14 protein-coding genes and 3 pseudogenes are annotated in these 18528 nt (G+C 65.5%); 9 read left to right on the top strand and 8 right to left on the bottom strand.

Annotated elements, in window-relative coordinates; genetic code table 11:
- Nucleotides 1-56 precede the first annotated feature (56 nt).
- Nucleotides 57-1097: an L-idonate 5-dehydrogenase gene (locus ACWPN7_RS08160; protein WP_200476135.1), complete on the bottom strand. Its 1041-nt coding sequence runs from the start codon at nucleotides 1095-1097 to the stop codon at nucleotides 57-59.
- Between the two features lie 753 nt (nucleotides 1098-1850).
- Between ACWPN7_RS08160 and ACWPN7_RS08155 the strand changes: the two genes are divergently transcribed.
- The 5 genes and pseudogenes from ACWPN7_RS08155 to ACWPN7_RS08135 form a co-directional block, all read left to right on the top strand.
- Complete coding sequence (locus tag ACWPN7_RS08155) at nucleotides 1851-2888, top strand: 2-hydroxyacid dehydrogenase (RefSeq protein WP_459198135.1); 1038 nt, start codon at nucleotides 1851-1853, stop codon at nucleotides 2886-2888.
- 186 nt (nucleotides 2889-3074) lie between these two features.
- Nucleotides 3075-4463 carry an MFS transporter gene (locus ACWPN7_RS08150; RefSeq protein ID WP_459198134.1) on the top strand — a complete coding sequence of 463 codons (1389 nt, stop codon included), beginning with the start codon at nucleotides 3075-3077 and terminating at the stop codon, nucleotides 4461-4463.
- A gap of 100 nt (nucleotides 4464-4563) precedes the next feature.
- Complete coding sequence (locus ACWPN7_RS08145) at nucleotides 4564-5523, top strand: DUF4862 family protein (RefSeq protein WP_349621779.1); 960 nt, start codon at nucleotides 4564-4566, stop codon at nucleotides 5521-5523.
- Between the two features lie 149 nt (nucleotides 5524-5672).
- On the top strand, nucleotides 5673-5834 hold the full coding sequence (locus ACWPN7_RS08140) for a hypothetical protein (RefSeq protein ID WP_349621778.1): 162 nt from the start codon (nucleotides 5673-5675) through the stop codon (nucleotides 5832-5834).
- A gap of 81 nt (nucleotides 5835-5915) precedes the next feature.
- Nucleotides 5916-6127 (top strand): annotated as a pseudogene (locus ACWPN7_RS08135) (DDE-type integrase/transposase/recombinase); the annotation flags it as partial.
- A 59-nt stretch (nucleotides 6128-6186) separates the two neighbouring features.
- Here ACWPN7_RS08135 and ACWPN7_RS08130 read toward each other — a convergent pair.
- From ACWPN7_RS08130 to ACWPN7_RS08110, 5 genes and pseudogenes are all read right to left on the bottom strand, one after another.
- Nucleotides 6187-6984, bottom strand: a pseudogene (locus ACWPN7_RS08130) (electron transfer flavoprotein subunit alpha/FixB family protein); the annotation flags it as partial.
- Nucleotides 6985-7019: 35 nt separating this feature from the next.
- A pseudogene (locus tag ACWPN7_RS08125) lies at nucleotides 7020-7433 on the bottom strand (electron transfer flavoprotein subunit beta/FixA family protein); the annotation flags it as partial.
- Between the two features lies 1 nt (nucleotide 7434).
- The gene (locus ACWPN7_RS08120) at nucleotides 7435-9591 is read right to left on the bottom strand and encodes an acetate--CoA ligase family protein (RefSeq protein WP_459198258.1); all 2157 of its coding nucleotides are present in this window, start codon (nucleotides 9589-9591) and stop codon (nucleotides 7435-7437) included.
- 149 nt (nucleotides 9592-9740) lie between these two features.
- Nucleotides 9741-11018 (bottom strand): formyl-CoA transferase, encoded by a 1278-nt coding sequence (gene frc, locus ACWPN7_RS08115; RefSeq protein ID WP_040136926.1) that lies wholly within the window; start codon nucleotides 11016-11018, stop codon nucleotides 9741-9743.
- Nucleotides 11019-11138: 120 nt separating this feature from the next.
- Nucleotides 11139-11369: a hypothetical protein gene (locus tag ACWPN7_RS08110; RefSeq protein ID WP_451993078.1), complete on the bottom strand. Its 231-nt coding sequence runs from the start codon at nucleotides 11367-11369 to the stop codon at nucleotides 11139-11141.
- Between the two features lie 399 nt (nucleotides 11370-11768).
- On the opposite strand from ACWPN7_RS08110, the gene ACWPN7_RS08105 reads away from it, so the two are divergent.
- Nucleotides 11769-12422 carry an SGNH/GDSL hydrolase family protein gene (locus ACWPN7_RS08105; RefSeq protein ID WP_459198259.1) on the top strand — a complete coding sequence of 218 codons (654 nt, stop codon included), beginning with the start codon at nucleotides 11769-11771 and terminating at the stop codon, nucleotides 12420-12422.
- A 52-nt stretch (nucleotides 12423-12474) separates the two neighbouring features.
- Here ACWPN7_RS08105 and ACWPN7_RS08100 read toward each other — a convergent pair whose 3' ends face one another.
- The gene (locus tag ACWPN7_RS08100) at nucleotides 12475-12630 is read right to left on the bottom strand and encodes a hypothetical protein (protein WP_176025463.1); all 156 of its coding nucleotides are present in this window, start codon (nucleotides 12628-12630) and stop codon (nucleotides 12475-12477) included.
- A gap of 586 nt (nucleotides 12631-13216) precedes the next feature.
- Here ACWPN7_RS08100 and ACWPN7_RS08095 point away from each other — a divergent pair.
- From ACWPN7_RS08095 to ACWPN7_RS08085, 3 genes are all read left to right on the top strand, one after another.
- Nucleotides 13217-13453: a hypothetical protein gene (locus ACWPN7_RS08095; RefSeq protein ID WP_144243636.1), complete on the top strand. Its 237-nt coding sequence runs from the start codon at nucleotides 13217-13219 to the stop codon at nucleotides 13451-13453.
- A gap of 195 nt (nucleotides 13454-13648) precedes the next feature.
- A complete protein-coding gene (locus tag ACWPN7_RS08090; protein ID WP_459198260.1) occupies nucleotides 13649-16843 on the top strand; it encodes a PAS domain-containing protein in 3195 nt (1064 codons plus the stop codon).
- 107 nt (nucleotides 16844-16950) lie between these two features.
- Nucleotides 16951-17259: an HD-GYP domain-containing protein gene (locus ACWPN7_RS08085; RefSeq protein WP_040136920.1), complete on the top strand. Its 309-nt coding sequence runs from the start codon at nucleotides 16951-16953 to the stop codon at nucleotides 17257-17259.
- Here the strand turns inward: ACWPN7_RS08085 and ACWPN7_RS08080 are convergent.
- Nucleotides 17246-18517: a sensor histidine kinase gene (locus ACWPN7_RS08080; protein ID WP_492273236.1), complete on the bottom strand. Its 1272-nt coding sequence runs from the start codon at nucleotides 18515-18517 to the stop codon at nucleotides 17246-17248. The genes ACWPN7_RS08085 and ACWPN7_RS08080 overlap by 14 nt on opposite strands.
- Nucleotides 18518-18528 lie beyond the last annotated feature (11 nt).

The raw sequence follows: 18528 nt of genomic DNA, 5'->3' as shown, positions 1-18528 counted from the left end.
TGGCGGACCCCGCCGGGGCAGGTGGGTCCGGTCGAACGGCTCGGTTAGGGGAGCGGTCAGCCGAAGACGATCTGCACCTTCATGTTCCGGCTGCGGTCATGCGCGGCGTCGAACGCCTCGGCGGCGGACTCGAACGGGAACTGCGCGGTGGCCAGCGGCGACAGATCGACGCCGCCCGTGGTCAGGGCGGCGACGGCCCAGGCGAACTCCTCATGGAAGCGGAAGGAGCTTTTCAGCGTCACCTCCTTGGCGAGCAGCCGGTTGAGCGGGATAGGGGTGAGGCCCGGCGCCAGCATGCCGACCTGGACGACCACGCCGCCGGGCCGCGTGCTGAGGACGCAGGTCTCCACCGCCCTGGCGCTGCCCGACGCCTCGAAGCTCACGTCGAAGCAGCCGCGGTCGGCCTGCCAGCGGTTGGGCGTCTCGCTATCGGACAGGACATTGACCGTCTCGTGGGCGCCGACCTTGGCGGCGATCTCCAGGGCGTTGTCGGAGAGGTCCGTGATGGTGACGTGCGCGGCGCCCGCCCGGCGCGCGGCGACCGCGATCAGGCAGCCGATCGGCCCGGCGCCGGTGATCAGGACGCGCCGGCCGAGCAGGCTGCCGGCCTGCGCCACCGCGTGCAGGGCGACGGCGAAGGGCTCGGCGAAGACCAGGTTGCTGTGGCGCGTGTCCTGCGGGACCGGAAAGCATTGGAAGTCGCGGACCACCAGCGTTTCACGGAAGGCGCCCTGGACGTGGGGAAACCGGGACGCGCTGCCGAAGAAGATCATGTTGGCGCACAGGTTTTCCCGGCCGCCCAGGCAGTGCGGACAGGTGTGGCAAGGTTTGCCGGGATTGACGGCAACGCGGTCGCCGACCTTGGTCCGGGTGACGTCCGGGCCGACCTCGACGACGTCGCCGCTGATCTCGTGGCCCAGCACCATCGGCTCGCGCACGTTGAAGTCGCCGACGCGCCCTTCGAAGAAGTAATGCAGGTCGGACCCGCAGATCCCGCCGGTGGCGATCTTGACCCGGACCTCGCCGGGACGCAGGGACGGTTCGTCCAGGGCTTCGAGGCGGAGATCCTTTTGTCCGTGCAGAACACAGCCGCGCATCTGATTTCTCCTGATGGGGGCCCGGCGCGTCGTCGCGCCTGGAGCCGCGTGGGGCATTAGAAGACGGGCGGGTCGGCGGGCCTTGGGCCCGTCCGGTGTTGGAAGGTCCACCGGCATGGTTCCAGTGAACCAAAATGCAAATTGGTCTACTGGTCTAATAGCTACGGCGAGCGCGTTGGCTTGTCAACACGAAGAGTGGGGAGCGCCAACATCTTCCCGAGGCTTGTGCGGCCTGGGGGCGGCGATGCGCGGAGCGCTTTATCCGCGGACGGCGCAAGTTACTTTAACGATATCAATGGTATGCATCGTTCCATGACGGGCGCACTACGGCGCCCGCAGCGCGATCTTTAAGGCGGCAACCGCCCTCCCGCCGCGCTGTCACGGGGCGTGGCGGCCGAAGCAAGGGCCTTGGGCGGCATTCCGCTGCGGCCGTTAGCCGCACGCGGTTGCAACATTTAGCATGCCCAGCGTTATGCTGTTGACAGGCGCCGATGCGTTGTCCTATCCAATGATTCAGAAGACCAGTGTACCAATATCCCAGAAACGCCGGCATCGCGGTCCTGCGGGAGCCGCCGGGAGTTGGGAGGCCTCGCGGGGCCGCAATGGCGGCCCCCGCGACGCATGGCTTCCCGAACGCGGAACGGTCAGGGCCGGGCGGCGGGGGAACGGGTCGGACAATCGGTTTCACCGACGGCGCTGCGCCGTCACCAAACGATGCCGAGTGAATAATTTCTAGAGGGAGTCATCTGCGCCATGCCCAACGGGACATCACAGGCCGGCGACCGCGACGACGTCGCACGACCGCCACACCCATTGCGCGTCGTCATCGCCGACGCCAATTTCGTGCCGCACCGCGCGCTGATGGAGGCGCAGCTTCCGGCGGGCACCGTTCTCTCCTGGCACCCGGCGTTCGACGAGGCGGCGGTCGTGGCCGATCTGGCGGGCGCCGACGTCTTCGTCGGCCCGCGCTTCACCGCCGCGATGGGGGCCGCGGCCGACTCCCTGCGCCTCGTCCATGTCGGCGGTGCCGGCTACGACGGCATCGACACCAAAGCTCTTCCCGAAGGCGTCGTCTGCGCCAACACCTTCTGCCATGAATCCTCGATCGCCGAGTATGTGGCGGCGACCAGCGTCGTCATGCGTCGCCAGTTCCTGCAGCAGGACCGCGCGCTGCGCACAGGGCATTGGGATTCGTCGGTCTACGAATCGCAGCGCTGTCAGCTGAACTCCCTGGCCGGGGCCACCGTCGGAATCATCGGCTACGGGCACATCGGGTCGCGCACTTGGCAACTCATGCGCGCGTTCGGCGCGTCGGGCGTCACGGTCACGCCTCGTCCGGTCGATGCGGAGCGGGAAGGGCTAAATTGGGCGGCCGGCGTCGATGGGCTCGACCGGCTGCTGGCCGAGAGCGATGTCGTCGTGCTGTGTCTGCCGCTGCGGCCGGACACCCATCACATGATCGGCACCGCGCGGCTGGCGGCGATGAAGCCCGACGCGCTGTTGGTCAACGTCAGCCGCGGCCCGCTGGTCGATCCCGAGGCGCTCTATGAAGCGCTCAAAGAGCGGCGCATCGGCGGCGCCGTCATCGACGTCTGGTACCAGTATCCCGCCGGCGGCGCCCACGCCCAGCCGGCGCCGCAGCCCTTCGCCGCGCTCGACAACGTCCTGATGACGCCGCACATCTCCGGCGTCACGCGGCAGACGTTCGAGGGCCGGGTGCATGACATTGCCGCGAACATCGGCCGCCTGGCGGCTGGAGAACCGCTGCGCAACGTGGTGTTCCCCCGCTAGGACCGCCCGTCCCGGCCGGACCGGTTCGCCGACCTTCCGGCGGACCGGGGGCGGCCCGCAACGCCCCCTTTCATCGCCCTGCACGGCCGGACCCGTTCCCCCCCGTGGGGCGCCCCACGACCGCGTGTCGCGCGTCGCGTGCCATCATCACTCCACCCTTCCGGTGGTTCGTGAAGGAAGCAGCCTATGACCGAGATATCCAGCACCATCGCCCAACCGGGCACCGCCGCCCAGGACACGGCCCCCGCCGATGCGAGCAATGTCAGGCGGGCTGCGCTTGCCGGTCTGATCGGCACGATGCTCGAGAACTTCGACTTCGTGATCTACGGCACCGCGTCCGCCCTGATCTTCAGCAAACTGTTCTTCCCGACGATCTCGCCGGCGGCGGGGATCATCGCCAGCTTCGGCGCCTACGCGATCGGCTTCCTGGCGCGACCGCTCGGGGGGCTTTTCTTCGCGCATTACGGCGAGAAGTACGGGCGCAAATGGGTGCTGGTCACGACGCTGTTCCTGATGGGCGGGGCGACCTTCGCCATCGGCTGCCTGCCGACCTATGAGACGGCCGGCATCTGGGCGCCGCTCCTGCTGGTTCTCTGCCGCTTCCTGCAGGGCTTCGGCGCGGGCGCCGAGCAGTCGGGCGGCGCCACGCTGCTGACCGAGACGGCCCCCCTCGGCCAGCGCGGCCGGCTCTCGTCGCTGATCATGGTGGGTGCGGCCTTCGGCACGGCGCTGGGCGCCATCGCCTGGATCGGGGCCCAGCAACTCCCCACCGACATGCTGATGAGCTGGGGCTGGCGCGCCATCTTCTGGAGCAGCATCCTCGTCACCATCGCCGCCTTCGTCATCCGGCTGAAGCTCGCCGAGAGCCCGATCTTCATCGAGCTGAAGAAGAAGGTGGACGTCAAGAACCAGGCCCCGCTCAAGGTCGTCGCCAAGCACGGCAAAAAGAACGTGGTCAAGGTGATCCTGATGAACTGGGGCGTGTCGACGCAGTCCTACATCTATCAGGTCTTCATGATCACCTATCTGGTGAGCGTGGTGGGCGTCGACACCCACTTCATCCCGCCGGTGCAGCTGGCCGCCGCCATCGCCGCGTCCTTCGCCGCCTTCCTGACCGGCATGCTGTCCGACCATTTCGGCCGGCGCCGCATGACCCTCGTGCTGACCGGCCTGCTCACCGTCACGCCGTTCCTCGTCTTCCCCGGCCTCAACACCGGTTCGCCGGTCCTGATCACCGCGATCATCGTGTTCGGCTACATGGTCGCGGCCCAGGGCGTGACCGGCGTGCACATGAGCTTCTTCCCCGAGATCTTCGGCAGCCGCTACCGCTACGCCGGGGTGACGCTGGGCCGTGAGTTCTCGTCCATCATCGGCGGTGGCATCGCCCCGCTGTTGAGCGCCGCGCTGCTGGCCTGGTACGCCAACTCCTGGGTCCCGGTGGCGATCTACATGGCCCTCACCATGCTGGTTTCCTTCCTGGTCACCTATTCGCTGCCCGAGACGCTCAACCGTGACCTGAGCACGCCGACGGACGCCGAGTGGGGCGAGGCCCGGCCGTCCGAATCCCGCGCCTGACCCGGGCGCACCCCGCGAACCGGGGCCGCCCCTCCGAACAGGGGAGCGGCCCCGAACGTCCGACCTTCGGTGCGTCCGAGCCAAGCGGAGAGTCAGCATCATGAATTCCCATCACAAACCGTTTCGCGTCGTGGGGGCCTACGCCGCCCAACCGGACACCGCGGCGGAGCGCCGGGCCTATCTGGAGGGCGTCCTGTCCCTTCCCGGCGTCGACGGCCTGGAAATCTCCTGGGGGGCGCCCGGCTGGGACGAGGATGAGCGGATTCTGGCCGCGCTGTTCGACAGCCGTGGCGCGCAGGGGCGGCATGTGCTGACCCTGATCGGTGCGTCCGCTACCGCGGCGGCGGCGGACCCGAGGGTCGGCCTGGCGTCCACCGATCCGGCCGGGCGTGCCCGCGCCATCGAACTGGTTGCCGCGGTCCACCGGGCGATCGCGGGCTTCGCGGCGCGCGGGCAGAGCATCCTGGCCGTCGAGGTCCACTCCTTCCCGACCCTTCCGCCAGCGGCGGCCGGAGAGGGAGGCCACGCGCTGGAAACATCGCTTCGAGAGATCGCCTCCTGGGACTGGGGCGACACGACGCTCGTCGTCGAACATTGCGACGCCCGCCCCATGGCCGGGCCTTGTCAGAAGGGACTGCTTCCCCTCGCCATCGAGAGCGCCGCGGTGACAGCCGCCGCCGCGGCAAGGACGCCCCTGGGCATGGCCGTGAACTGGGGACGCTCCGCCATCGAGGAGCGGGATGCGACGGCTCCCGAGCGGCACGCACGCGCCCTGCGCTCGGCAGGGCTGCTGCGTGGGGTGATGTTCTCCGGTGCGACCGGCGGCGACGGCGACTATGGCCCGGCCTGGAGCGACGTGCATCCGCCGCTGCGCGAACAGGTTGGGGAATCCGTGATGGAGTGGGGCCATGTCGCGGCAACGCTCGACGCCGCCGGGCCCGATCTGCTCTATAAAGGCGTCAAGGTCGGCGTACGGCCCCGGCAGGCCGGCACGGCGGACCGCATCGCCCTGATCCGCGGCACGCTGGACGCGCTCGACGCGGCACGCTCGACCCGATGAGGGCGATCCTCACGGCGACGGTGCTGGGACCTCTGCGATTGGGGCGAGTCCGGGCAGGGCAAGTAGACCATCATGAAAAAACAACCGCGCGACCACCCGGAGTGCTGTCGGGTTGGCGGGCGCGCCCTGTCCGTGGCAGGCTTCCGGTCATGAGCACGTCCATCAACCCGTACCGCGGCTTCCGCTTTCCGGCGGCGATCATCAGCGAGGCCGTATGGCTGTACCGTTGCTTCAGCCTGAGCCTGCGCGAGGTCGAGCTGATCCTGGCGGCGCGCGGTATCGAAGTCAGCTACGAGACCATCCGGGAATGAGGCCTCCGGTTTGGGCGTGACTTCGCCGACACCCTCAGGCGTCGCCGGCCGAAGCCAGGCGATAAGTGGTTTGTCGACGAGGTGTTCATCCGCGTCCGCGGCAAGCAGCACTACCTGTGGCGTGCCATCGATCAGGATGGCGTGGTCCTCGACATCTTGGTCCAGAGCCGCCGCACACGATGGCAGCCAAGCGCGTCTTCCGCAAGCTGCTGAAGGGGCTGCGCTATGCCCCGCGTGTCCTGGCGACCGACAAGCTGAAATCCTACGCGGCAGCGAAGAAGGATTTGAAACTCGACAGTAAGCATCGGCAAAGCCGCTACCTGAACAACGCCTGCGAAGTGTCACATCAACCGAGGTGCTGGATGGCACCGGAGATGCCGACGGCGATGTACAGCTCGGGCGCCACGATCTTGCCGGTCTGGCCGACCTAGTAGTCGTTCGGCACGAAGCCGGCGTCCACCGCCGCGCGGCTGGCGCCGACCGCCGCACCGAGCTTGTCGGCCAGCGCCTCCAGCAGCTTGAAGTTCTCGCCCGACTGCATGCCACGCCCGCCCGACACCACGATCTTGGCCTGGGTCAGCTCCGGACGCTCCGACTTCGTCAGCTCCTGGCCGACGAACCTGGCCGAACCGGCGTCGCCCGTCCCGGCGATGCTCTCGACCGTCGCCGAACCGCCGGTGGTGGCGGCCGCCTCGAAGGCGGTGGTGCGCACCGTGACGACCTTGATCGGGTCGGCCGACTTCACCGTGGCGATGGCGTTGCCGGCGTAGATCGGCCGCTCGAACGTGTCGGCGGAGACCACCCCGGTGATGTCGGAGATCGCCGCGACGTCGAGCAGCGCGGCGACCCGCGGCAGCAGGTTCTTGCCCTCCGACGAGGCGGCGGCCACCACGTGACCGTAGCCCTTGGCGAGGTTGACGACCAGCGGCGCGACGTTCTCCGGCAGCGGGTGGGCGTAGGCCGCGTCGTTGGCCAGCAGCACCTTGGCCACGCCGGCCACCTTGGCGGCGGCCTCGGCGACGGCCTGGGCACCCTGGCCGGCGACCAGAATGTGGATCTCTCCGCCGATCTTGGCGGCGGCGCTGACCGCGTTCAGCGTGGCCGCCTTCAGCGCGGCGTTGTGGTGTTCGGCGATGACGAGAATGGACATGTCAGATCACTTTCCCTTCAGAGCACGCTGGCCCTTCAGATCGCGCGGGCTTCGTTCTTCAGCTTGTCGACCAGGGCGGCCACGTCGGCGACCTTGACGCCGGCCTTGCGCTTGGCCGGCTCGGCGACCTTGAGCGTGGTCAGGCGCGGCGCCACGTCGACACCCAGCGCGTCGGGGGCCAGCGTCTCGATGGGCTTCTTCTTGGCCTTCATGATGTTGGGCAGCGAGGCGTAGCGCGGCTCGTTGAGGCGCAGGTCGGCGGTGACCACCGCCGGCAGCGTCAGCTGCACCGTCTCCAGCCCGCCGTCGATCTCGCGGGTCACGGTGACCGAGCCGTCGCCCGGCGCGACCTTGGAGGCGAAGGTGCCCTGCGGCCAGCCCAGCAGGGCGGCGAGCATCTGGCCGGTCTGGTTGCAGTCGTCGTCGATCGCCTGCTTGCCGAGGATGACCCTAAACCAGCCCGGCCGCGCGAGCCCACTTGTACTTGGCGCCCAGCACCGCGACCGGCGTCTCGGTCGTGTAGGGGTAGGCCACGACGCCATGGTCATACAGGTGGCTCGCGGCCTCCTCCACCTGGACGTCGCCGGCCAGCGAAGCAACGATGGGCTTCTCGATGCCCTTCGCCTTCATCTCCTCCTTCACCTCGATGACGAGCTTGGCAAACACCATTGGCGGCGTGATGATCGTGTGCCAGTAGCCCAGGATCAACGCGTGGATGCGGTCATCCTCCAGGCCAAGCCGGATGGTGTTCTGGTAGGTCGACGGCGGTTCGCCACCCGTGATGTCCACCGGGTTGCCGGCGGCGCCGAAAGGTGGGATGAATTTGCGGAAGGCGGCGTCGAGGTCCGGCGGCATCGCCATCAACGACAGGCCGTTGTCCACGCAGGCGTCCGACAACAGCACACCCGATCCGCCGGCACCGGTGATGATCACGACGTTCTCACCCTTCGGCGTCGGCAGCACCGGGATTCCACGGGCGAATTGCAGCAGGTCCTGCAGACTGCGCGCCCGGACCACGCCCGACTGCCGCAGCACGTCTTCGTAAATCCTGTCGTTGCCGGCAAGCGCGCCCGTGTGGGAACTGGCCGCCCGTGCGCCAAGCGCCGTCCGCCCGGCCTTCAGCACGACCACCGGCTTCTTCTTCGAAACCTGCTTGGCGGCCTCCGCGAAGGCCCGGCCGTCCTTCAGGTCCTCGCAGTGCATGGCAACGACCTGGGTGTTGTCGTCCTGTTCGAAGAAGTACAGCAGGTCGTCCTCGTCGATGTCCGACTTGTTGCCGAGCCCGACGATCGCCGACACGCCCATCTTGGCGGAGCGGCTGAAGCCGATGATCGCCATGCCGATGCCGCCGGACTGCGACGACAGCGCCGCCTTGCCCTTCACGTCGTACGGCGTGCAGAAGGTGGCGCACAGGTTCTTCGGCGTGTAGTAGAAACCGTAGATGTTCGGCCCCATCAGCCGCACGTCATGCTTGCGCGCGATGGCGACGATCTCCTCCTGCCCTTCGACGTTGCCGGTCTCGGCGAAGCCCGAAGGGATCAGCACGGCACCGGGGATTTTCTTCTCGCCGACTTCGTCCAACGCCTGGGCGACGAACTTGGCCGGAATGGCGAACACCGCCACGTCGATGTCGCCCGGCACGTCCTTGACGCTCTTGTAGGCCCTGTAGCCGAGGATGTTGTCGGCCTTCGGATGGATCGGATAGATCTCGCCCTTGTAGCCGCCGTTGATGAGGTTCTTCATCACCGAGTTGCCGATCTTCCCATCTTCGGCCGAGGCGCCGATGACGGCCACCGCCTCGGGCTTCATGATCCGGTTCATCTGCCGGACGATCTGCTCCTGCGACGGCCGGTAGCGCGGCGTTCTGGCCGCGAAATCCAGGACCACGCGCACGTCGGCGGCGGTGGCTCCGTTCTCGCGCGCGAAGACCGGGTTGAGGTCGAGTTCGACGATCTCCGGCACCTCGTCGACGAGGCGCGAGACGTTGACGATCACCTCGGCGAGCGCTTCGTGGTCGACCGCCTTGCCGCCACGCACGCCTTTCAGCATCTCCGCGGCCTGGATGCCGTCAAGCATCGAGAGGGCTTCCTCGCGGCGGACCGGGGCGAGGCGGAAGGTGATGTCCTTCAGCACCTCGACCAGCACGCCACCGAGGCCGAAGGCCACCAGCTTGCCGAAACTCGGGTCCGTGATGGAACCGACGATGACCTCCACGCCGCTCTGCAGCATCTGCTGGACCTGCACACCGATCAAGTCCGCCCCGGGGTCATAGGCGCGGGCGTTTTCCATGATGGCCTCGAAGCCTTGGCGGACGGCGTCGGCGTTCTGCAGACCAACCAGGACGCCGCGGGCTTCGGTCTTGTGCAGGATCTGCGGCGACACGATTTTCATCACCACCGGGAAACCCATACCCTCGGCGAGGGTGACGGCTTCCTCGGCGCTCGTCGCCAAGCCTTCCTTCGGCACTGGAATGCCGTACACATCGCAGAGTTGCTTGGCTTCCGGCGCGGTCAGCGCATTGCGGCCCTCGGCCTTGGCGGTGTCGAGAAGGCGGCGGACGACATCCGTTGGACGCTCGGTGTGGAGCGGATCGATGACTGTGGTCATGGCCTTTCCTCCTTTGCAAACTGGTCGGCTCACGTCTTGAAGGTGAGCTTGGATGGATTTTCGGGGGCGGCGGCCTCCTGCAACGCGTCGCCGGTGATGCGCTGATGGGCCATTGCGTTTGTCCTTTTCGGGGAGGACCGCCGCCTGTCCTACTCAGTGGTCAGCGGTCTGCGCGCGGCACCCAGCGCGCCGCTGTCGCGAACCTCGCCGATGCGGCGTTCGTCGAAGCCGAGCACCTCGCGCAGGATCTCGTCGGTGTGTTCGCCCAGCAGCGGCGACCGCGTGACCTCGGTCGGGCTGTCCGACAGCTTGATCGGGTTGCCGACCGTCAGGTACTTGCCGCGCGTCGGGTGATCGACCTCGACGATGGTGCCGGTCTCGCGCAGCGACTGATCCTCCGCCAGCTCCTTCATCGACAGGATGGGGCCGCAGGGGATGTCGTACTTGTTCAGGATCTCCATGACCTCGAACTTCGTCTTGGTCATGGTCCATTCCTCGACGGTCGCGAAGATGTCCTTCAGGCGCGGCAGGCGCGCGGCGGGCGTCGCGTAGTCCGGATCGGTGACCCACTCCGGCTTGCCGATGACGTCGCAGATCTTCGCCCACACCGGCGCCTGGGTGATGAAGTAGATGTAGGCGTTGGGATCGGTCTCCCAGCCCTTGCACTTCAGGATCCAGCCCGGTTGGCCGCCGCCCGAGGCGTTGCCGGCGCGCGGCACGGTGTCGCCGAACTCGCCGTTGGGGTACTGCGGGTACTCTTTCAGTGGGCCGCGCTCCAGCCGCTGCTGGTCGCGCAGCTTGACGCGGCAGAGGTTGAGCACGGCGTCCTGCATGGCCGCCAGCACCTTCTGGCCGCGCCCGGTCTGGGTGCGCTGGTAGAGCGCCGTCACGATGCCCAGCGCCAGATGCAGGCCGGTGCCGCTGTCGCCGATCTGGGCGCCGGTGACCATCGGCGGGCCGTCGTCGAAGCCGGTCGTCGAGGCCGAGCCGCCGGCGCACTGCGCGACGTTCTCATAGACCTTGCAGTCCTCGTAGGGACCGGGGCCGAAGCCCTTGACCGAGGCGACGATGATGCGGGGGTTCAGCTCCTGGATGCGCTCCCAGGTCAGGCCCATGCGGTCGAGCACGCCGGGGGCGAAATTCTCGACCATCACGTCGCAGATCCGCACCAGATCCTCCAGGACGCGCTTGCCGTCCGGGTTCTTGGTGTCCAGCGTGATGGACCGCTTGTTGTGGTTCAGCATGGTGAAGTAGAGGCTGTCGGCCTCGGGCACGTCGCGCAGCTGGCCGCGCGTGATGTCGCCCTCGCCCGGACGCTCGACCTTGATCACGTCGGCGCCGAACCACGCCAGAAGCTGCGTGCAGGTCGGACCCGACTGAACGTGGGTAAAGTCCAGAACCCGCACGCCTTCGAGTGCCTTGCCCATGCCGTCTCTCCCTGTTGAGCCGCAGGCATGCGGAGCCTGGCGGCGTGACCAAACCGTTCGCCATTGAAACGAGCAGGAGTGGAGGATGCAGGCCGTTGATCCCCGCGGGCCTCTGAATGGCTACCGAAGCCAGCCCTTTATTTCCAATATTCGCTGATTACCTTCTTTCGTTCTCGCGTATTGTTTGCCGTGCTGTGTTGTGTACTCCTGGGCAAAACCCTGCCTGACCAATTCGCAAAGTGCCGGCCTCACGGTGGCCGGCTTCAAGCTTGCCGCCTTCGTGATGGCCAGCAGCGAGACCGGAGGTGTCGTGGCCTCGGGACCCGGCATGGCGCGCAGCGTGTTGAGCATGGCCCAATTGACGGATGTCGGAGAGATCACACACGCCTCCCTTGGTGCGCTGGGGATCGCTGCCTTTCGCAGTCCATGTTGCAATCGGCTCTGGCATGCCAGATCCAATACACCCAGGCTAAAACCTCAAGCTCGCTTGAGGTCAAGAAGAATTTTGGGGCAGTGAATCGGTCCGATTGGGCCTGAGGTGCACCCCCGTCTCCCAAAGCCCCCGTTTCGGCGTTGATGCGCATTTGGGCTTGAGCCGCACTCAGGCACCCTGGCGCGACGGTAAGCGCCTTCAGCGCCAGCGTGGTTCAAGCGATCAGAGGGCACAGGAAGATGGAGAGAGCTCCGCTTTGAAATGGGAAGAAAGGCCGTTGTTCGCTGTTGCGGCAATGGCACTGAGGGAGAAGCTGCATGGTTTCATCCGCATCGATGCCGCATATCGTCCTGCTGGGCGATTCGATCTTCGATAACTCCGCCTATGTCGGAGGCGGACCGGACGTGACGGCACAGCTTCGTTTGCGTCTACCGTCGGGCTGGCGTGCGACGTTACGAGCAGAAGACGGTGCCGTGACCAGCAGCGTCGTTCGGCAAATCCAGCAATGTCCTCCTGACGCGACTCATCTCATCGTGAGTGTGGGCGGCAACGATGCGTTGCGCCACTCCGGTCTGCTGGATGAAGGAGCGCGATCTGTTGCCGCGGTGGTCAACAGGCTGGGCGAGATACGGGAGCGGTTCCAGGGCGACTATCGGACAATGCTCGACGCCGTCTTGGCCTCGCGCTTGCCGACGGCGGTCTGCACGATCTACGACGCGCACTACCCCGACCCGCTTCGGCAACGATTGGTCATTACCGGCCTGACCATCTTCAACGATGTCATCACCCGTGAGGCATTCATACGGGGCTTGCCGCTCATCGACTTGCGCTTGGTCTGCGACAAGGCAGAGGACTACGCAAATCCCATCGAGCCGTCTGTCCAGGGTGGTGCGAAGATCGCCGCTGCCATCGCCGCTTTGACCACCTCCCACAACTGGTCACAACGACGATCGGCGGTGTTTGCGTTCTGACGAGGACAACCACCATCCCTCCTGACGTTGCCACCTCGAAAGTGGACACAATTTACTGAGTAAAGAATAGCCACGCTACCGTGCCGACTGAAGCCAGCGCGGCGAGCGTTGCGCCGCTTCGCGTCATGACACCCTGGCGATACAACAGCACAACCATGCCGATCAGCAGCGGCGAGACGATCAGCAGTCCGATTTGGGCTTCATTCATTGGCACTGTCGCTTCCGTCGGATCAGTTGGTGGTTCGGGCGCGATATGGATGCTGCGAGCGTGGAGAACGGGCAGCCTTGATCGTCGTCAAAAGCAGCTGGACTTCATCGGATTCGGTCGCACATCGGATAGTGGGCACGCGGGACCGCGGTATCGGCGCCGTCAGGTGATCGCGCCGAACAGGGCCTCGATGAAGGCCTACGGGGCCGGAATGTTGTTGATGGGAACGGCGGCGACCTGCCCGTTACGGACTATGGCGACGATCTGTTCGCCAGCGATGGTCTGCCGAGCGGTGTGGAAGCTCTCGAATCCGAGTCCTGGCCGGACCGCCGCTTGGTGCCTATCGCCTGATCATACGACGCTCTTTCGCTGGAGCCACACGATGCGCCGGAGTTGAATGGGCGCCTCCACAGGCAGCTGCTCATGACGAGCGGTTCGCGGCGGGGCGATGGTCAGCGTTGCAGCTCAAGAGGTAGCAATCATGAGGTCATTCATCTGGAAACGTGGATCACGCTGAATCGTTCGCCACCGTCCTGGTTATCTTGCGCAAAATTTGTTCAATATTGCTTCTACGAGGCTCGGCACGATGGTCGATTTTCCGCCAAGCATAGCGCTCGATGGGTGCCGGACTGCCTATTTATGCATCCGTCAGGCTCAGTATGCATGCACCGACGAGGCTGCCCAAAAAGAAGGCATTCTGTGTTTCTCCTCTATGGCGAAGAATTACGCCGAGATGGTGCTGCGCCATGGAAATATAATTCAGCGCTGGAAAGCAAAACAATTGCTCAAAAAAGTTCTTCGAGCTTGCGGGAGTGAAGGTTGATTTCAACAGAGAGGCGTTCTTCCGGATGGAGTGTGGGAAAGAAGTTGAGGAGGCCTTTTTGACAGGGCTGGCAGCTCTGCCTCAAGGCATATGTCGATGTCTATCTTTGGGGGGTGGTATTTTTATCTGATCACATACCGGCGTATTTTTGTATAATGCTCCAGGGAAGAGAAGGGCGGCCCTTGGAGACAGGAATTGCTGAAGTCCTTACAGAAGCGAGCGCCTCGTAAAAAAGCCAACCGCCTGCTGTCATTCCTCCTGCTCATCGCTGCTCCGTTGCTGGCGTTCGAGCTCTTTCCGATCATGCAGCTTCATGCGGCCCGTGAGGCCGAGCTTCGACAGGATGCCAGCCACTTTCTTGACCTTGTGGACGCGGAACAAAGACGGATCATACAGGATATCCATCACATCCTGTTCGCTCTTACCGAAGCGGGGGTGGGGCGTATGGATGCCATGGCCTGCCAGGAGGTCATGTCCCGGATCAGGGCCAAGTATCCGAGCTACATGGCAATGGAAATTTCCGACGCGGACGGTGCCGTATGGTGCTCGACAGATCCTATGACGGTGGGGCGGGTGATTGCAGACCGGCTCCTCCAGGACGCGGCGAGCACCGATGGCATCGTCACAGGCCAGTCCATGCGATCGCCGATCACGGGACAACCCGCCATTCCCTTCGCCCGTGCCCACCGCCGGGAGGATGGAGATTATCATGGAGTGATTGCGGCACTTCTCGACACCGCTTGGCTGCGGGAGTCCCTCACGCAGGACTCTTTGCCGGACAACACCTGTCTCCTTGTCGCCGACCGTGACGGAACGGTTCTCGCAACCATCCCTGACGCACCGGAACTGGCCGGCCGCTTGTTGCCGGAACCGTTCGGTCCTTTGTTGCGCGAGGCGACCAAAGGTGTGGTTGAATTGGCGGGGATGGACGGTCGGCCACGGGTGTTTGCCTATTCACCGGCAACGTCGGGTGCCCAGGGCCTGTATCTGCACGTCGGGCTCGACAAAGCGACGGCGATGCGTCCCATCCACACCGCAACCTTCTGGACCGTGGCCGTCTTTCTGGGGCTGCTCCTGACCACGGGCCTCGGCGCCCTGTGGGGTATACGCCGTTTCCTGAGAGTGCGCGAAGAGGCCCAACACTCCGCCCGCAAAGTCAGCGTGTTGCTGGCCAACACCGTGGATGGCGTCATCGAGTTCGATCGGGACTGGCGATTCCTCGAACTCAACGATATGGCCAGGACCCTGGTCGCTCAAGGCCGCGACCTGCACGGCATGCGGCTGTGGGACGCCTTTCCCGAACTCGCCGAAGGCCAGTTGGCGGATGAGTTGCACAGATCCATGACCGAACGGGTTCCGGTGGACGTCGAATTCCGCGGTCCGCAGACCGGCCGCTGGTTCTGGCTCCGAGCGTTTCCCACCCCGAGGGGCCTGACCGTGCATCTGTTGGACATTTCCCGACGGACGATGGCCGAAGAGGAACTTCGGGCAAGCAACGAACGCCTCAGCTTGGCCCTGCAGTCGGCTCAGGCCGGCAGTTTCGACTGGGATTTGCGCACCGGGCACGGGCACTGGTCGGAGGGCAGTTATCGCCTGTTCGGCTTGGACCCGGAGAGCGATGCTCCCTGCTTGGAGTCCTGGCTCCGTACAGTGAAACCGGACGATGTCGAAACCATCACGGCCGCGGCTCAGGCGCAGCTCTTCGGTGAGCGGAAGCCCTATCTCGCACTGGAATACCGCATCATGCTCCCGGATGGGACGGTCCGATGGGTGTTATCCACCGGGCGCGTCCATTACGACACGGACGGCACGCCGTTGCGCATGAGCGGCCTGAACATCGACATCACTGAGCGCAAGTCCGTGGAGGCGGCCTTGCAGCGGAGCGAACGGAATCTCGCCATTGCCTTGAACGCCGCAAACGCCGGTCTGTGGGATCTCGATCTCCGCACTGGTGTCGTGACCTGGTCGGACGGCATGTACCGTCTGTTGGGTGTCGATCCGACGACGTTCCACCCCAGTGAACCCGCGTTCTACGACTTGGTTGTTGCGGACGATCACCCGGCGTTGCGGCAGGCCGTGCAGGACGTGCTCGAAGGCCGGCGGCCGGATTACCAAGCGGAGTTTCGCATCTCGCATCCGGGAAAGGGGGTCTGCTGGTTATTGGGAGTGGGGCGGGCGGAACATGATGGCAGCGGTCGTCCAGTCCGCCTGAGCGGCATGAACATGGACGTCTCCGAGCGTCGGGCAATGGAGCAGGCTCTGCGGGATGCCAAGACCCTGGCCGATGAAGCCAACCAGTCCAAGTCCAGATTCCTGGCCGCCGCCAGCCACGATTTGCGGCAACCGCTCCAGTCGGCTTTGCTGTTCGCCGGCGTTTTGCAGTCTCATGTCCTCGAGGACCGGAGCCGCCGGTCGCTGATGGCCTTGGAGCGTGCCTTGGACACGTTGAAGGCCCTGCTCGACAGCCTGCTCGACGTTTCTCGCTTGGATGTCGGAACGATTGTGCCTCAGGTCCGTGACATGCCGCTTGCATCGCTGCTGGATGAGATGCGAGCCGCTTATTCACCGATCGCGGCGAGCAAGGGTCTGGAACTCCATGTCACCGACCCCGGACCAACTCTGGCGGTGCGAAGCGATCCGGTGCTGCTCGGTCGCATAGTGCGCAATCTGGTCGAGAATGCTTTGCGCTACACCCCTGAAGGCTATGTGCGGGTCGTCTGCGACATCACTCCCGACCGCGTGAGCATCCAGGTTCACGACAGTGGAATCGGCATATCCGCCGAGCAGATGGGTCGGGTGTTCGAAGAGTTCCATCAGGTCAACAACCCGGAACGCGACCGGAGCCAAGGGTTGGGCCTGGGGCTTGCCATCGTGCAGCGGCTCTCCCAACTGCTTGATCACCCGGTGACCGTACGCTCCGAACCGGGGCGTGGATCGACCTTTGCGGTCGATGTCCCCCTTGCGGGCGCCGCGGGGACAAGTCCGCCCCGGCCCAAGCCGGTTGTAACGGCCGACGGGCAACGGCGTTTGGCTGTTCTGATCGATGACGACGTGATCGTGCTCTCCGGGTTGCGGACATTGTTCATGGAGTGGGGCTACGAGGTCGTCATCGCCGGGTCCGCGGCGCAGGCTCTCGAAGGTCTGCGAGACATGCCGCGTGCGCCGGACCTTGTCGTCGCGGATTACCGACTGCGAGGAGGCGACGTCGGAACGGACGCCGTCGCCTCCATCCGCGCACAGGCTGGCCATCCGATACCCGGCATCATTCTGACCGGGGATATGGGGTCTGACAGCGAACGTGACGCCACGGACCTTGGCGTGACATTCCTCCGCAAACCCGTCGCCTCCAATCAACTCCTTGCCGCCGTGCAGGAGCTTCTCGGCAGCTGACCCGCCCTCATCGCTGAGTTGGTTCGGTCCGCACCGGGTTCGGCAAAGGCCGTCCTGCTCGTATCATGCCGTTGTGGAAACGCCTTCGCTTTGAGCACGGCAAGGGCATGCCCATCGATCATGTGGCCATTTCACTGGAAGCGCGCATCGTCGCGGTCGCAGACATGTTCGACGCGCACACGTCGGAACGTCCCTACAAGGGAGTGTGGACGAATGATGCCGCAGCGGCCTTCCTCCAGGAGCAGGCGGGCCGGAAGTTCGATCCGGACTGCGTCGCGGCTCTCCTCGCGGACATCAGCGCCATTGAGGCCATCCAGCAGCAGTTCCGCGACATCCCCTCAGGATTGCTCATGCCCGGCCGCTGGCGCCGGTCACGGAGCCCCCTCGGGCGAGGGCTCTCGATCACCCGCCTATAGACGATGCGACAGAGCCAGCCAATGGCAGGGCGACGCTGATCGTTGTTCCCGCCCCTGGGCGGGACTCCACCGTGATCGCATAGCCGAGGTGATCCGCCAGCGTCTTCACGATAAACAGGCCAAGGCCCAGGCCAACGACCTCATCTCCGGCTTCGATGCGGTAGAACTCTTCGAAAATGTCGGCCAGGGAACTCTCCGGGATGCCACGGCCGGTATCGGAGACGTCGACCCACACCCTGCCGTCGTCGGTGCGGCACACGATCCGGATTTCCCCGCGGTCGGTGTATTTGATGGCGTTATCGACGAGGTTGTGGAGGATGCGCGATGCAAGCAGCCGGTCCGTGCGTACCGTTAGGCCGCTGCCGCTCCCTTCCATGCGCCAGTCGAGCCCCTTGGCTTCGGCGGCCAGTTGGAACGTCGCCGTGGCGTGCGTCATCAGATCGTCCAACGGGACGTCTTCGATCCGGACGGCGATCGTGCCGTCGTCCATCCGCACCAGATCCTGCACGCCATCCATCAGTCGCTTCACCACGCCCAGGCAGTGCTTCATCGTCGACACGTAGATTTCCCCGCGGGGTGTGACCCGGGACGACAGGGCGTGGGTGGCGAGGGTCAGGGCATGGACCGGTTGGCGCAGGTCATGGTTCAACGTCGCGAGGAGCCGGGTGCGCGCCGCGTTGGCCCGCGCCAGTTCCCTGGCCTGTGTCCTTGCGGCTTCGGCCGATTCCTGCAACGATTCAAGCAGGCGGACGTTGGACAGCGCCAGGGCCGCCGATCGGGCGATCGCCAACAGGAGGGTGACGGTGCCCGTGTCGGGCGTGTGCCGCGCTGCCCAGTAGGCACCGATGGCGGCGATGGGCTCTGGCGCGCCGACCGGCACCATGACGAGGCTCCGCACGAAGGTGGGGCGATAGGCTTCGTGCGGGATGCGCGGATCGGCGTAGATGTCCGGGATGACCGCCGGTTGCCCGGTCAGCATGGCCCAGCCCGAGATGCACATGCCCATGGGAAACCGCTGTCCCTTCCACAGCGGGCTGATCGCGTTCTCCTCAACGTAATGGCACAGGTCGCCATCGCGCAGCACGATGGTGACGCCGTCGGCGCCGGTCAGGCGGCGCGCGACCGTCCGGAGGATGGAGACCACGGCCGGCAGGTCATGGGCAAAGAACAGGCGTTCGTTGAGATCGACGAGCGCCGTCAGATGGTCGGCATCGCGCAGGGCGGACGGTTGCAGGGCATCGGTATCGGCAGCGGGCATCAGCCACGGTT

It is taken from the genome of Azospirillum sp. UENF 312511, assembly GCF_058780635.1.
The sequence above is the reverse complement of the archived record's forward strand: the minus strand, read 5'-3'. Positions and strand labels throughout refer to the sequence as shown.